Source organism: Reyranella sp. (genome assembly GCF_965279465.1).
In the GTDB taxonomy this organism is placed as follows: domain Bacteria; phylum Pseudomonadota; class Alphaproteobacteria; order Reyranellales; family Reyranellaceae; genus Reyranella.
The window spans coordinates 7998742-8014634 of record NZ_OZ257242.1 but is presented as its reverse complement, the minus strand read 5'-3'; the positions used below and the strand labels follow the sequence as shown (position 1 = coordinate 8014634).

General features: G+C 63.3%; 11 protein-coding genes. 9 read left to right on the top strand and 2 right to left on the bottom strand.

Translation table 11 applies throughout. From position 1 onward, the window contains the following. Positions 1-120: 120 nt before the first annotated feature. Entirely contained in the window at positions 121-1221 is a 1101-nt protein-coding gene (locus tag ACQY8M_RS39100; protein ID WP_428668128.1) for a Zn-dependent alcohol dehydrogenase, read from the top strand. A gap of 99 nt (positions 1222-1320) precedes the next feature. On the opposite strand, the gene ACQY8M_RS39095 is transcribed toward ACQY8M_RS39100, so the two are convergent. Together ACQY8M_RS39095 and ACQY8M_RS39090 are read right to left on the bottom strand one after the other, a co-directional pair. Next, positions 1321-3681: a tetratricopeptide repeat protein gene (locus tag ACQY8M_RS39095; protein WP_428668126.1), complete on the bottom strand. Its 2361-nt coding sequence runs from the start codon at positions 3679-3681 to the stop codon at positions 1321-1323. A 713-nt stretch (positions 3682-4394) separates the two neighbouring features. Continuing rightward, positions 4395-5213, bottom strand: a complete 819-nt coding sequence (locus ACQY8M_RS39090; protein WP_428668124.1) for a hypothetical protein — start codon at positions 5211-5213, stop codon at positions 4395-4397. Between the two features lie 183 nt (positions 5214-5396). Here ACQY8M_RS39090 and ACQY8M_RS39085 point away from each other — a divergent pair, with 183 nt between their 5' ends. From ACQY8M_RS39085 to rodA, 8 genes are all read left to right on the top strand, one after another. After that, on the top strand, positions 5397-6545 hold the full coding sequence (locus ACQY8M_RS39085; RefSeq protein ID WP_428668122.1) for an acyl-CoA dehydrogenase family protein: 1149 nt from the start codon (positions 5397-5399) through the stop codon (positions 6543-6545). 304 nt (positions 6546-6849) lie between these two features. After that, positions 6850-8157, top strand: a complete 1308-nt coding sequence (locus ACQY8M_RS39080) for a porin (RefSeq protein WP_428668120.1) — start codon at positions 6850-6852, stop codon at positions 8155-8157. A 603-nt stretch (positions 8158-8760) separates the two neighbouring features. After that, positions 8761-10032 (top strand): MATE family efflux transporter, encoded by a 1272-nt coding sequence (locus ACQY8M_RS39075; protein WP_428668118.1) that lies wholly within the window; start codon positions 8761-8763, stop codon positions 10030-10032. Between the two features lie 137 nt (positions 10033-10169). Next, entirely contained in the window at positions 10170-11210 is a 1041-nt protein-coding gene (locus ACQY8M_RS39070; protein WP_428668115.1) for a rod shape-determining protein, read from the top strand. Between the two features lie 42 nt (positions 11211-11252). Further along, the gene (gene mreC / locus ACQY8M_RS39065) at positions 11253-12149 is read left to right on the top strand and encodes a rod shape-determining protein MreC (protein WP_428668113.1); all 897 of its coding nucleotides are present in this window, start codon (positions 11253-11255) and stop codon (positions 12147-12149) included. 1 nt (position 12150) lies between these two features. After that, a complete protein-coding gene (locus ACQY8M_RS39060; protein WP_428668111.1) occupies positions 12151-12723 on the top strand; it encodes a hypothetical protein in 573 nt (190 codons plus the stop codon). After that, positions 12720-14633 (top strand): penicillin-binding protein 2, encoded by a 1914-nt coding sequence (gene mrdA / locus ACQY8M_RS39055; protein ID WP_428668109.1) that lies wholly within the window; start codon positions 12720-12722, stop codon positions 14631-14633. The genes ACQY8M_RS39060 and mrdA overlap by 4 nt, the downstream gene beginning before the upstream one ends. Positions 14634-14730: 97 nt before the next feature. Next, the gene (gene rodA, locus ACQY8M_RS39050) at positions 14731-15873 is read left to right on the top strand and encodes a rod shape-determining protein RodA (protein ID WP_428668107.1); all 1143 of its coding nucleotides are present in this window, start codon (positions 14731-14733) and stop codon (positions 15871-15873) included. Positions 15874-15893 lie beyond the last annotated feature (20 nt).

Sequence of the window (15893 nt, the reverse complement as noted above, 5' to 3'; positions counted from 1 at the left end):
CCTCTGGCTCGCTCATGCGCATGAGCGAGCCAGAGGCTCGCGGTCCGGAAGAGCATGAGGCGCAGCCTCGCTAGCGCTTTCCCATTTCCCCGCTAGAGTGGGGAACCACGGAGGAAAGCAATGAAGGCAGCCGTTCTGTTCAAGCCCAACGAGCCGTTGCAGGTCGTCGAGTGCGAGCTCGATCCACCCAAGGCGGGCGAAGTGCGCGTCAAGATGAAGGCGTCGGGCGTGTGCCAGAGCGACTGGCACATCATGAACGGCGACTGGCCGTCGCCGATGCCGATCGTGCCGGGACACGAGGCGGCGGGCGAAATTGCCGAGGTCGGCCCCGGCGTCACCACGGTGAAGCCCGGCGACCACGTGATCTTCTCGTTCCGTCCCCATTGCGGCCGCTGCAAATACTGCAGCCAGGGCCGCACCGTGCTGTGCATCGGTCGCGCCTCGGTGCCGCCGGGCGCGCTCTACGACGGCACCCTGCGCATCAAGCATAACGGTCAGGGCATCAACCAGATGGCGCGCATCGGCACCTTCGCCGAAGAAGTCGTGGTGCCGGAGGAGATGGTCGTGCCGATCCGCAAGGACATGCCGTGGCCCCAGGCCGCGCTGGTCGGCTGCTGCGTCGCGACCGGGGTCGGCGCGGTGACACGGCACGCCAAGATCGAAGCGGGCTCGACGGTGCTGGTGATCGGCTGCGGCGGCGTCGGGCTGAACGCCATCCAGGGCGCGATGATCTCGGGCGCGGGGACGATCATCGCCGCCGACATCCTCGACAACAAGCTCGAGATGGCGAAGACGTTCGGCGCCACCCACACGATCAACACGGCGACCGACAACGATCCGGTGAAGAAGGTGAAGGCGATCGCCGGCGGCCTCGGCGTCGATTATTCGTTCGATGCGGTCTCGAACGGCGCGACCCAGGCGCTCGCCTTCGATTCGCTCGCGCCCGGCGGCCACGCCGTCGCCGTCGGCATCTCGGCGGCCAGCGTGAAGGCGACGTACTCGCCCTTCATGATGGTGTTCGGCGAGAAGATGATGAGCGGCACCTTCTACGGCTCGGTGCGGCCCAACCTCGATTTCCCGATCCTGGTCGATCACTACATGAACCGGAAGCTCAACATCGACGGTCTGATCAGCCGGACCTACAAGCTCGCCGACATCAACGAGGGCTTCAAGCGCATGATGGGCGGCGAGGTCGCGCGCGGCGTAGTTGTGTTCGATTGACGCTCGTTTTTTCCCAGCCGAAGTAGGAAATCCTATCGAACTCGTGAGATCTCCAGCAAGCAATGCTTGAAGCAAGGGAGCGCAAATAGCGCTAAGTCGTCAACGGGAACCGAATCCACCGGTTGAATGGCTGGAGAGATACTGTCTCACTGGCCGGAGCAGTTCTTCGTCGGGTGCCGAATTTGATGCAAGGCTAACCCTTACATAATCCCCTGCGAGCCGTGCGATCAATGGTCCGAACGCAGCCGGCGAACGCCTGAATGGCGGTAGCAGGCAGGACAGACCTTCTCGAAATAGGCGAATTGCATTGCTTGATGAACCCATTGCTTCGCTAATCTTGCCCATCGCTCCCAACGATGTTGCCAGGCTAGGTGCGAATTCCTCGGGCCGTGTGGCCGTCAGGCCCCGATAAAGATCGACTGCCTCTTCAGAGGCGTCCAGCGCCTCCTCGCGCCGGTCCATGTTGCTCAGCCCGTTCGCGAGATTGTTGAGCGAAGTTGCCAGATTGGGCTTGAATACTTCGGGGCGCGCGACCGTTAGGGTCCGATAGAGGTCGACCGCCTCCCGCGCAATGAGCAACGCCTCTTCGTGCCGTTTCCTGTTGCTCAGCGTGTCCGCAAGATTTATGAGCGACATTGCCAGATCGGGGGTGAAGACCTCGGGGCGCGCCGCCGCCAGGCTCCGAAACAGTTCTACCGCCTCGCGTGCAATGACGAGTGCTTCCTCGTGCCGGTTAAGGGCACTCAATCGGTTCGCGAGATTGTTGAGCGACATTGCCAGATCGGGCGTGAAGATTGAGGGCCGCGCGGCAGTCAGGCGGCGATAAAGATCGACGGCCTCCTGTGCGGCGTCCAGCGCCTTCTCGAGCTGGTTCAGGTCGCCCAGCCGGTTCCCGAGACTATTGAGCGACTTTGCCAGATCAGGTGTGAAAACTTGGGGCCGTGCTGCAGTGAGACTCCGATAATGCTCGACCGCCTCGTGGGCGGCGTCTAGTGCCTCGTCGCGCCGGTTGAGGTCGCTTAGCCGGTCCGCGAGATTGTTGAGCGAGGCCGCCAGACCAGGTGTGAAGACTTCGGGCCGTGCGGCCGTTAGGCTTCGATAGAGATCGTTCGCCTCTTGGGCGACACTCAGGGCCTCCTCGCGGCGGTTGAGGTCACTCAGTCTGTTCGCGAGACTGTTGAGCGACATTGCCAGATCGGGTGTGAAGACCTCGGGCCGTGTGGCCGTCAGGCCCCGAAGGAGTTCGACCGCTTCGTGGGCGACGGTGAGTGCCTCCTCCCGCCGGTTCAGATCACTCAGCCGGTTCGCGAGATTGCCGAGCGAATTTGCCAGGTCCGGAGTGAAGACTTCGGGCCGTGCGGCCGTCAGGCTCCGGCGGAGGTCGACCGCCTCCTGCGCGGCGTCCAGTGCTTCGTCGGGCCGATTCAGGTTACCTAGCCTGATTGCGAGATTGTTTAGCGACATTGCCAGCGCGGGTATCGTGGCTTCAGGCCTTGCGACTCTTAGTCTCCGATAAAGATCGACCGACTCCTGCGCGGCGGCCAATGCCTCCTCGAGACGGTTGAGATCACCTAGTCTCTTCCCGAGATTATTGAGCGACATTGCCAGGCCGACCGTAAAGATCTCGGGGCGCGAAGCCGCCAGTCTCCGAAATAGTTCGACTGCCTCTCGTGTAGCAGCCAATGCCTCTTCGGGCCGGTTTAGATCGCTCAGCCCGTTCGCAAGATTATCGAGCGCCTTTGCGAGATCAGGTGTGAAGACCTCGGGGCTTGATACCGCCAGGTTCCGAAAGAGATCGAGAGCTTCCTGGGAGACGGCCAGCGCCTCCTCGCGCCGGTTCATGTCGCCCAACATATTTGCGAGATTGTTAAGCGCGATGGCTAAATTTGGTAGGAAGACATCGGGTCGTGTAGTCGTGAGGCCGCGAAGCAGATCGACCGCTTCCTGTGCGGTGGCCAGTGCCTCCTCTCGCCGATTCAGGCCGCGCAGCCTGTTCGCGAGATTATTGAGCGACATTGCCAAGTTGGGCGTGAAGACGTCGGGGCGTGTGTTCGTCAGACTCCGAAAGATTTCGACTGCCTGCTGGGCAGCAGCCAGTGCGTCCTCGCGCCGGCCAAGGTCGCTCAGCGCGCTCGCGAGATTATCGAGTGAGCCTGCTAGATCGGGAGCAAAGACGTCATCCCTTGTGTCGGCTAGTCGTCGATAAAGATCGACTGCTTCCTGAATGGCGATGAGTGCTTCAGAGTGGCGACCTTGACCCTTCAATCTTCTAGCCAAATAGCCAAGTGAACCCGCTAGCTCCGGTGTAAAGGACTTGTGCTGGTCAACGGCAAGCTTGCGATTGAAGTTGACGGCATAGTGTGCGGTTGCCAAGGAATCATCGCGTCGATTTAATCGCATAGACGTTTCGTCGTCCGCTTTTTGAAGTGAATCCTTTAGGTGGCTGGGCGTATCTTCCATAGGCCAACTTCTGCCCGACTGTATGGGAGATTCGTGCTCACTTCCGGAATAGGTATCAATGCTAAAAGCCAATTCTAAGCCGGCCGCAAGCGTCTCCAAATTTTCTGCCATTCTAGCTATGGCTGTGTCCATTGCTAAGACGGATTGCTCTAGTACCAGTCGTGCGGTCTTTGAGGAAAAAGAGAGTTTGCCGACAGAGGCTTGGCTTGGTGCAATTCGCGAACGAAGTACGGTGAACTGTTTCGTCAGGGTGCGCTTGCGCCAGTCATCAGCTTTCGCGATGCTGAAGCGATTTGTTACATGAGCTAATGCGCGGTTTGCAATTTTATTTGTGTCTGGCGCAGAGGCGTGTAGTGCTGCGTCGAGCAAACTTAGGGGAGCTCTCTGTTCAATATCGTCTCTGAGTAGACTTATTTGATTCCATAAAGAATCTGATTCACCAATAAATACGTGTTCGTCCCATTGAAACACGTCAATCCATCGGCTGCCGACGCGGACGACCTCCCAGCGTTCAAAAGGAAGCCGAGTATATGAGTCTGGTTCATATGATTGGAAGTCGACTATTTTACCAGAGTGGTCTCCGCTTGGGTAACAATCTGCAACGTATAGCTCGTTAGCGTAGCGATGACGGGCATATGCTGGCAGCGCGAACCCAAAGCTAACATGCGCGATGTACCCGACCAGCTTAAATGGCAGCTCCTGATCCTGTTCAGTCATAGCTGGCCAATTGCGATTAAGCGAGCTTTTACCAATGAATTTATCTCCCGCCGGAATTCATCGGGCGCACGGTTCGGCTCCCATTCGTAGAAATCCCATGCTATGTTCGCATCCTTAAGGGACCTTATCATCTGGTCGTTATCGCCTCGCGGATCCTCAAGAAATTGTCGCGGCAAGATGATGAAATTTACATTCCCCGTAATTGGAATATGTCTGTCAAATGACACCTCCAATGCGGATGCTCGGTAGTCTGGCTTATTGCTGCCGATAGTGGCTAGCCCGGCAATGTTCAAATACGAAAGTGCAGCTGTTTCATGAAATGGAAGTGAATTTTCCAAACCCAGCTGAAGGGTGCCATCATAGTAGTTCTCTCGGCTGCCGAACGCCCATTGGATGTGACCGGAAATAGCTTCGTAAGTAGGTCCGAGTCGATAGTCTTCAAGAAATACGTACTCGTTCGCCTTTTCATCAAACGCCCCATCTATTGCGCCACCTGTATCGAATGGATAAATTTGATGCGGAGGGGGCAAATGGTTTGATGACAACAAGAACACAAACGGAAAACGATCGAGTTGGTCCGATTGTTCGCCGCTATCCTTTCGTCGATAGGCTGGGCGTAGAGCAAAAAAGTAATTGAGCGAGCGACCGAATATATCGCAGTGACGAGTTTCAATCTTGCCGCTTCGAATAATTTCTCTCGCTCTTCCGACTGGCGTTACGTGCGCCAAAACAAAGTCTGTGCGGCCATCTGGGACGGACTTCTCTTGAAGCGGAAAAGTCGGATCGCCAGAAGTGCGTCTCTTTATTTTGCCCATATCGACTCTAGTGCATGGTAAATCAACGATGCCCTGTGCTTGGCAAAGTTGCCACATAGACGTTACAGTGGTTGCTTCACAGCTGCAATCTGCAGTTGGATGGCCGGCAACATTGACCCCAGAAGCGGGCCGTCTGTCAGTACGGTGCGGCCTCTTACTACATGAGAGTGAAGTGGTATCCGATTGAGCATCGACGATTTCGGTCTCAGCGAAGAGCAGTTGCTGGTCCGGCGCAACGTCGCCGAGCTGCTTGCCCGCGTGCTGCCGGCGGAAGAGATCCGCCGGCTCGATGCCGCGTCGGAGTTTCCGCATGCGGCGTTCGACGCCCTGGCGCGGGCCGGCTACATGGCGCTGCCCTACGATCCCGCCTATGGCGGCATGGGCGGCAGCCGCAAGGACCTGGTCATCCTGGTCGAGGCGCTGGCGCGACACTACAGCGGGGCGTCGTCGCTCTACTTGCCGACGGTCGTCTATGGCGGCATGCATCTGCAGCTCACCGCGGGCGAGCATCTGCGACGGCGCTACCTGCCCGAGATCTGCGCCGGCAGGCTGAAGTCGGCCTTCGCGCTCTCCGAGCCCGGCACGGGGTCGGATGCCTCGGGGATCAAGACCCGAGCGGTGCGCGACGGCAACGGCTATCGTCTCACCGGCCAGAAGCTCTATATCAGCGCCGCCCACGTGGCCGACTATCTCATGGTGGTCGCCAAGACCGACAGCGAGGCCAGGCACAAGGGCGTCACCCTGTTCTGGGTCGATGCGCGCGCGACCGGCCTCAGCATGAAGCCGCTCGAGACGCTCGGCCGCCGCACGACCCATGCCAACGAGATCTTCTTCGACGGAGTCTTCGTGCCGGCCGATCATGTGATCGGCGAGGAGAATCGCGGCTGGTCGGGCCTGATGAAGGGCCTCAACCTCGAGCGGCTCTGCCTTGCCGCACAGGCCTGTGGCAACATGCATTTCGCCATCGAGTACGCCAAGGCCTTCGCCGTCGAGCGGGTGCAGTTCGGCCAGCCGATCTCGAAGTTCCAGGCGATCCAGCACAAGTTCGCCGACATGCGCATCCTCTTGAAGACGACGCAGGCGCTGACCTACCGCCTGGCCGACATGCTCGATGCCGGCCTCGATCCGGTCGAGGAGACGGCGATCGCCAAGATCCAGGGCACCGACGGCGAGTTCAAATGCGCCCACCTCGCGATGGAGATCATGGGTGGTGCGGGCTACACCATGGCGCACGACATCCAGCGCCTCTTCCGTGACGTCCGCGTCGGATCGATCGGCGGCGGCACCAACGACATCCAGCGCAACACCATCGCCAAGATGATGGGGCTTTAGGCCTGGCGAGCGAGAGGGCCGCAACGTGGGATGAAAGTTCGGTGACTTCACCGTGACGCGAGTGTTGCGGGCAACACGACCTTGTACGCCAGCCGGACCGTTGCGGTTTGCGGTTGGTTGGGCGAACTTTTCGAGACAGCTTGACCTGGTCGCCGTGGCGTAACAGTCCGTCGATAATCGTTCCTCGCACGCGCAGGACGTGACCGCGTTCTGAAGACGCAATCGCGCGAGAGGTTTAATGTACCTTGCTAGAAGCATTGCCCTGTGTTCGACAGCCGTCGGTGCGGTGTTGGCAACTCCAGCCATGGCGGCCGACCCCATCAAGATCGGTGTCGGCGGCTATTACGTCTTCTATGTCGTAGCCGGCAACATCAGCAGCCAGTACGGTTACGTCAACGGGACGTCGACTCAGTACAAGGGGCTGATGTTTCAGCAGGAAGGTGAAATACACTTCACCGGCCAGAGCAAGCTGGACAACGGCACCACGGTCGGGATCTCAGTCGAACTCGAAGGCTGGAACCAGTCCGTCGCGTCGGGCGGTTCAGCCCGGCAGATCGACGAAGCCTATATGTTCGCGTTCGGCAATTGGGGCCGAATCGAGTTCGGCGCCCGCGACATGGTGTCGTTCCGCATGTACTATGGGACGCCGTCGGCTCTTCCGAGCTGGGGCTTCATCAATGCCAACAGCTCGTTCAATTGGGCGAGCGGCACCATGATCAACAACCCTGCTTTCCAAAGCACCCAGAACCAGGGCGTTGGGCACCAGTTCCAGGACGCCAACCGCATAAACTACTTCACGCCCCGTTACATGGGCCTGCAGGTTGGCGTCGGTTACGCACCCAAGATGAACTTGGCGCCGGGCCCAAGCGTGCTGTCACCGGGCATCGGCTCAGGGCCAGGCAGCAACACAGCAGGCGTTTGCGGCTACAGTGACGCCACGACTGCCAGCAACTGCCCGACCAACGACAATTCCTGGCAGAATGTGTTCGACATCAGCGCCAACTACCTGAACAAGTTCGGCGAGGTCGTCGTCGCGCTTTATGGCGGCTTCCTGTACGGCACGTTCATCCCGGGCTTCAACAACGGGACCTCCATCAACTCCGCTACCGGTGCCAACCTGACCTCGTGGAAGCAATGGGTCGTCGGCGCGCAGTTCGGCTACGGCGGCTTCACGCTGGGCGGCTCGATGGGTTACGACAATAATGGCCTTGGCGGCAACTGGTATACCGGCGCGGACAATGACAGCCGCAAGTTCTCGGCCGGCATCATGTACGAGACCGGCCCGTGGCAGATGTCGTTCGGCTGGGGCGGTGCGCGCAATGCCGCCGGCAATGGCCTGCCGCAGCTCACGGCCATCGCGCAGGGCACCAACCAGGCGTTGACGATGCCGGTCGCGGGCAGCAACGCCCTCGCCTTCAGCAACCAGTATGTGAACGGCTCCCTGACGTTCGGCTCGACCTCGGTCGACAAGTTCGAGGTGGGTGTGAACTACTCGCTTGGAACGGGCATCAAGGTGGCGCTCGGCGGCATCTACTGGAATGCCGTGGGTCCCACCAATGCGGTTGTCGGCCAATCCTGGGCCATCCTGATGGGCATGGATCTGCGCTTCTAGCTCTCGCGGTAGTGGTGGCGGCTCGGAGAGAAGGGCTGCCCACTGCAGGTATCCTGAAGTTAAACCCTCGATATGAGCCCAGCAATGTACCCGTTATTGATGCGTTCAGCGTTGGCCGTCGCAATCGCCCTGAGCGTCGAATTCGTGCCTGACGCTCCGGCATCGGCACAGCCCGACCTCAGGGCACGGTGCAGCCAGCTTCTCTCCTATTACTCCCGCTATGGGACGAGCCGCGGCGAAGACACCGACGGCAACCGCAATTTCATTCGGATAGGCGCCGAGATCGATTGCCGGAATGGCCGATACGAGAAGGGTGTCGCCACGCTCGAATCCCTCATGAGGGGAAAGAATTGGACCGTGCCGCCACCGCCGCGGTCGTGATGGGCTGAGCGCCTTTGCCGGATCGCGGGCTTGCCTGCGCCCACGAAGCCCGGCAGATTGAGAGCATGAGCCAGCGATAACCACGATCTTTATTTCGCCGCCGTCTGATGAGGGCTGGCGTCGTCGTGGTTGTCTCGTCTGGAGCGTGTCCTGTCCCATCCTCTTCTCACGGCGCCCATCGGGCGGAGCCTGCTGCGGCTCGCGGGTCCGACCACCGCGGTCATGGCCGTGCAGGTCTTCGTCGCGATCTCGGAAGCCTGGTTCGTCGCGCGCCTGGGAATCGAGGCGCTGGCAGGCATCGCGCTGGTCATCCCCTTCGTCACGCTGATGATGAACATGGCCAATGGCGGCATGGGCGGCGGTGTCGCCTCCGCGCTTGCCCGCGCGCTCGGCGGCGGGCGGCACGATGATGCGCGGGCGTTGGTGTTGCATGCGCTGCTGCTCGGCCTCGGGTGCGCGGCGGTCTTCACGAGCTTTGCCTGGACCGCCCTGCCGACGGTGTTCCGCTGGCTGGGCGGGAGCGGCCCCGTCCTGCAGCAGGCGCTGACCTTTAGCACGGTCTGGTTCAGCGGCGCCGCCGTGCTGTGGCTGAGCGCGTTCCTCTCCGCCCTGCTGCGCGGCAGCGGTGATTCGAGCACACCCGGCCGCATCGGCTTCGTGTTGGCGGTGCTCTACATCCCGTTGCTGGGCGTGCTGACGCTCGGCATCGGCGACTGGCCCGGCCTCGGCCTCGTCGGCTGCGCCATTGCGCCTCTGATCACGGGCATCGCCAGCGTGCTCCTGCTCGCGCAGGCGGTGGGGCGCGGCCGCCAGGACTTCTGGCGCACCCTTGCACGTGCGCCCCTGCAGCTGCGGCTGTTCGGGGAGATCCTTCGCGTCGGCGCGATGGGCTCGGTGACGACGGTCACCTCGACCGTCACCGCCATGCTCGTGACCGCTCTGGTCGGCCGCTTCGGCACCGCGGCGCTGGCCGGCTACAGCATCGGCATGCGGCTGGAATTCATGCTGGCGCCGCTCGCCTTCGGCATCGGCACGGGCGCGACGACGTTGGTCGGCATCGCGGCGGGCGCCGGCGCATGGTCGCGCGCGGTGAAGGTTGCCTGGACCGGCGGCCTGACCGCCTTCTTCGCCATGGGAGCGATTGGCTGGGTGATCGCGCTCCTGCCCGAGACATGGTCGCGCGCCTTCGCGTCCGACCCGGCGGTGATTGCAGCGAGCGTCGCCTGCATCGTGCACATCGCGCCGTTCTATTGCCTGTTCGGCCTGGGCCTCACCTTGAACTTCGCGAGCCAGGGGGCGGGGCGCATGACCGTGCCCGTCATTGCGAGCGTCGCGCGCCTGATCGCCGCGGCCGGCGGCGGCTGGCTTGCCGTCGAGGCGATGGGGCTCGGCCTTGATGGCGTATTCGTCGCCATCGCCGTCAGCCTTGCGGTTTACGGTTTGACGATCGGGGGCACGCTGCTCCTGTTCCCGTGGAAATCGCGGCGAGGCTAATTGCCACTGCCGTGCACCGGAATCGCCTTGCGACACCCGGCATGCCGGTCTAAACCGGCCCGCACCCTCGGCGTTACGCCTTTGGCAAGGCGTCGTGCTTTTCACAAATTGCCAATAAATACAGAGACTTAGCGCAAATGCTGTCGCGTGTGATCGGGCTCTTCTCGGCCGACATGGGGATCGACCTCGGAACGGCCAATACGCTGGTCTATGTGAAGGGCCGAGGCATCGTGCTGAACGAGCCGTCGGTCGTTGCGTTGACTACGCAAAGCGGCAAGCGCCAGGTCCTCGCCGTCGGCGAAGAGGCCAAGATGATGCTCGGCCGCACGCCCGGCAACATCCAGGCGATCCGGCCGCTGCGCGACGGCGTCATCGCCGACTTCGAAGTCGCCGAGGCGATGATCAAGCACTTCATCTCGAAGGTTCACAACCGCCGCTCCTTCGCCCATCCGCAGATCGTGGTCTGCGTGCCGTCGGGCTCGACCGCGGTGGAGCGCCGCGCCATCCAGGAATCGGCCGAGAGCGCCGGTGCCCGCAAGGTCTGGCTGATCGAGGAGCCGATGGCCGCAGCGATCGGCGCCGGCCTGCCGGTCACCGAGCCGACCGGCTCGATGGTGGTCGATATCGGCGGCGGCACGACCGAAGTCGCCATCCTGTCGCTCGGCGGCATCGTCTATCCGCGCTCCGTGCGCGTCGGTGGCGACAAGATGGACGAAGCCATCATCGGCTACATCCGGCGCAACCATAACCTGCTGGTCGGCGAGAGCTCGGCGGAACGAATCAAGAAAACCATTGCGTCGGCCTGTGCGCCCGATGACGGCGAGGGCCGTACCATGGAGATCAAGGGTCGCGATCTGATGAACGGCGTGCCCAAGGAGCTGGTCATCACCGAGCGCCAGATCGCGGAGAGCCTGCAGGAGCCGGTGAGCGCCATCGTCGAGGCCGTGAAGGTCTGCTTGGAGAACACGGCGCCGGAACTGGCCGCCGACATCGTCGACAAGGGCATCGTGCTGACCGGCGGCGGCGCCATGCTGAGCAACATGGACACCGTCCTGCGCCAGGCGACCGGCCTGCCGGTGTCGGTCGCCGAGGATCCGCTGCTCTGCGTTGCCCTGGGAACCGGGCATGCCGTGGAGAATATCGTCCGGCTGCGCGGCGTTCTGTCCACGATGTACTAATCCTCCACGCGGCGCCGCCCGCTTGGGGTAGAATGGCCGGACATGGCGATCCGCGATGATTTCGAGGTAGCTGCCAGCCAGGTTCGCCAGGCCGTGCAGCGATTCGCCCTCGCGCTTCTGGTGGTCTCTGCCTTTGCCGCCATGCTGATCGGCAAGGCCGACACGGTGCTGGTCGAGAATGCCCGCGTGCTGGCGCTCGATCTGGCCAGCCCGGCGCTCGAGGCGATCGCCCAGCCGGTCGCCGTCGCCAATCGCACGATCGCCGATTTGAGGGAATTCGCCACCTTGCGCGAGGAGAACGCCCGACTGCGTGAGGAGAATGCGCGGCTGTTGTCCTGGCAGACGGCGGCGCGGCGGCTGGAGAACGAGAACGATCGCCTGCGCGAGCTGTCGCAATTCCACGAAGGGCCGGAAGCCTCCTTCATCACCTCACGTATCGTCGGCGACAGCGTGAGCGCCTACGTGCGCGGCGCGCTGCTCAATGTCGGACGCAAGGCCGGGGTCGCCTCGGGGCAGGCGGTGGTGACCGCCGAGGGATTGGCCGGCCGCATCGCCGAAGTGGGCGACAACAGCGCGCGCGTGCTGTTCGTGACCGACGTCAATTCGCGCCTGCCGGTGCAGATCGAGCGCACGCGCGAGCGGGCGATCCTGGCCGGCGACAATTCCAACCTTATGCGGCTCACCCTGGCGCAGACCGTGCAGGGCGTGCAGCGTGGCGATCGGATCGTGACCTCGGGCCACGGCGGCAGCTTCCCGCTCGGCATTCCGGTCGGCGAGGTCGTGCAGGCGGGCGACGGGACCAGCGTGAAGGTGCGGCCCTTCGCCGACTTCTCGCGCCTGGAGTTCGTGAGGGTCGTCGACTACGGCGTGACCGGCCTCGTCGGGAGCGGGCCCCCTTCGGCCACCCCGTTGCCGCCCGCCGGCCCGCGGGGGCGCTGAGATGAGGGCCGACGGCGTCCTCGCCAGGCTCGACCATTGGGGCCGGCTGCTGCTGCCGGGCGTGGTGCTGATGTTCTTCGTGCTGTTGACCTTGGCGCCGCTGCGCGTGCCCTATGTCTCCGACATCCTGCCGCTCCTCCCTGCGCTCGCGGTCTTCCAGTTCAGCCTGGTGACGCCCGAGCGGATGCCGGGGCCGCTTCTGCTGGCGATGGGCGTGCTGCTCGACCTGCTGCTCGGCGGACCGGGGGCTCCAGTTGGGGTGAGCGCGCTGGGCTTCGTGCTGATCCGCGCCGCCGTGGTCAATAACCGACGCTATCTCGTGGGCGTGCCCTTCCTCTTCCAGTGGATCGGCTTCTGCCTGCTGACCCTGGGTTACGTCGTCATCGTCTGGGTCTTCACCGCGCTCTTCACCTGGACCAACCTCGACGCTGGTCCCGCGCTTGCCCAGTATCTCGTCATGGTCGTGGCCTATCCGCTCGTGGCGCCCCTGCTCGCAAGGGTGCGGCCGCGCGATCCGCTTAACGTCCCCGAGTCTTCGCGCGGCACCGCGCAGCCCGGCGAGACCACGACATGATCCGCCATCGCAAGGGGGATGGCGAACGTGCGGGCCTGTTCACCCGGCGCGCCCTGGTGCTGGGCAGCGCGCAGGCAGTGCTGATGTCGGCGCTGGTCGGCCGCCTCTATCAGCTCCAGGTCCTCGAGACCGGCCGATTCTCGACACTGGCGGAAGAAAACCGCATCAATCTCCGCCTGTTGCCGCCCTCGCGTGGCCTGATCTTCGATCGCACCGGCCGGCCGGTCGCCATCAATCGCAACAATTTTCGGGCAATGGCGAGTTCGGACCGCGGCCGCGGCGCGGAAGTGCTGGTCGAGCGGCTCGACCAGATCCTGGCCCTCGGCGAAACCGAGCGTGCGCGCTTGCTGCGCGAGCTGCGCCGCAGCCGCAACGCGCAGCCTGTCGTGGTGCGCGAGAACCTCGGCTGGGAGGAGGTGGCGCGGGTCGAGTTCAATGCGCCCGACCTTCCCGGCGTATTCATCGATCTCGGCCAGTCGCGCGACTATCCCGAAGGCGAGCTGATGAGCCACATCGTCGGCTATACCGGCCGCGTCTCGGAGGAGGATCTCAACGGTCGAGACGACCCGGTGCTGTCCCTCGCGACCATGCGCTTCGGCAAGAAGGGCGTGGAGCGTTCGTTGGAAGACGATCTGCGTGGCCGAGCAGGCGTGGTGCAGGTCGAGGTCAATGCCGTCGGCCGTGTCGTTCGCGAGCTCGACCGCAGCGAGGGCCAGCCCGGGTCCAACGCTCTGCTCACCGTCGATCTCGACCTGCAGCGCTTCGCCGCCGAGAAGCTCGCCGAGCATCAGTCCGGCTCGGTGGTGGTGATGGACGTGATCACCGGCGACATCCTCGCGATGGTGTCGACGCCGGGCTTCGATCCCAACACCTTCGCGCGTGGCATTACGCAGAGCGAATGGCGCGAGCTGCTCGACGATCCCGCGCGCCCGCTCAACAACAAGTCGATCGCCGGCGTCTATCCGCCAGGCTCGACGTACAAGATGGTGACCGCTCTCGCGGCGCTGGAATCCAGGGCAATCGAGCCGTGGACCGTGCTGCCCTGCAACGGTTTCATCGAGCTCGGCGACATCAAGTTCCATTGCTGGCTGAGGGGCGGCCATGGCGGGTTGAGCGTACAGGGTGCGCTTGCGGCGTCGTGCGATTGCTTCTTCTACGAAGCGGCGCGGCGCGCCGGCGTCGATCGCATCAGCGAGGTCGCGGCCAAGCTCGGATTCGGCAAACTGAGCGAGCTTGGGCTGCCCGGTGAATCGGCCGGCAATCAGCCGACGCGCGGGTGGAAGCAGGAAAAGTACGGCAAGGCGTGGCAGCACGGCGACACCTTCAACCTCGGCATTGGGCAGGGATACATGACGGCGACGCCGATGCAGCTCGCTGTGATGACCGCGCGTATCGCCAACGGCGGCTACGAAGTGCAACCCAATCTGCTGCTCGCCAAGGCGACGCCGCGCGAGGAGCTGGTGCCGCCACCCCCGCGCGACAAGCCGGAGGCTCCGTCGCTGCGCTTGACCCCGCGCTTCATCAATCTCGTCCGCCAGGGCATGAGCGACGTGGTGAACAGCGCCAACGGCACCGCCAACGCCCTGCGCAACGATTCCAAGGGTAAGCTGCTGGAGCCCGCCCTGCGCTTTGCCGGCAAGACCGGCACGGCCCAGGTCAAGCGCATCACCGAACGTGAGCGCGCGATGGGGATCACCCAGGCCTCTCTGCCCTGGCACCTGCGCCACCATGCGCTGTTCGTCTGCTACGGTCCGCTCGACAGTCCGCGCTATGCCTGTGCCGTCATCGTCGAGCATGGTCAGGCCGGCGGCGCCACGGCGGGCCCGATCGGCCGCGACGTGCTGGTCGAGACCATGAAGCGCGATCCGTCGCGCCGGATCGACCGCTTCAAGAAGATGGCGTCGCGATGAGCCTGTTCACCCCGAGAGAGCGTGAGCTTCCTGTTTTCAGAGGGCGTTCCGCTGGGAGCGACGTCTCCGCAGTAGGCGTCCTCGGCCTGGGATCGCCGTGAGCCTGGTGTCCCTCGGACTTGGTGCTCCCGTACCGGTCGGCTTCGGCGAGAAGATCTGGCGCATCAACTGGGGTTTGGTACTGGTGCTGTCGGCGATCGCCGGCGTCGGTGTCGTGGCGCTCTATTCCGCCGCCGGCGGCCGCTTCGAGCCATGGGCCGCGCGCCATGCGATGCGCTTTGGCGTGTCGCTGGGCCTGGCTCTGGTCGTGGCCCTGATCCATCCCAAGGTCTGGCTGGCGCTCGCCTGGCCGATCTACGCCGTCTCCATGCTGATGCTGGTCGCCGTCGATATCGCAGGCAAGATCGGGATGGGCGCGCAGCGCTGGCTGGTGCTCGGGCCGATCCAGATCCAGCCCTCGGAGATCGCCAAGGTGGCGGTGATCCTGGTGCTGGCGCGCTACTATCACGGGCTGAGCCGCGAGCAGGCGGGGCGCATCGTCTACACGTTGCCGCCGCTGTTCATCATCATGGCCCCGGTCGGGCTGGTGATGATCCAGCCCGACCTCGGCACGGCGATGATGGTGCTGATGGGCGGCGCGGCGCTCCTCTTCGTGGCCGGCGTGCGCATCTGGATGTTTCTCGGCGCCATCGTCGCGGCCGTCGGTTTCCTGCCGTTCGCCTGGTCGTTCATGCACGAGTACCAGCGCAAGCGGGTGATGACATTCCTCGATCCCGACCGCGATCCGCTGGGCGCGGGCTACCACATCACCCAGTCCAAGATCGCGATCGGCTCGGGCGGCCTGTTCGGCAAGGGCTTCGGCAAGGGCACCCAGTCGGCGCTGAACTTCCTGCCGGAGAAGCAGACCGACTTCATCTTCACGACCTTTGTCGAGGAATGGGGCATGATCGGCGCCTGCGTCCTGCTCGGGCTGTTCCTGCTCGTGCTGATGTGGGGCTTCTCGATCGCGTTGCGCAGCCAGCACCATTTCGGCCGGCTGGTCGCGCTCGGCGTCACATCGCTGATGTTCCTCTACGTCTTCATCAACACCTCGATGGTGATGGGCCTGCTGCCCGTGGTCGGCGTGCCGCTGCCGCTGGTGAGCAACGGCGGCACCGCGATGGTTTCCGTGATGTTCGCCTGCGGCCTGCTGATCGGCGTGAACGTCTACCGCGACGCCCAGTTGCCGCTGGCGCGCTGAATCGGGGCGGCAAAATTCCG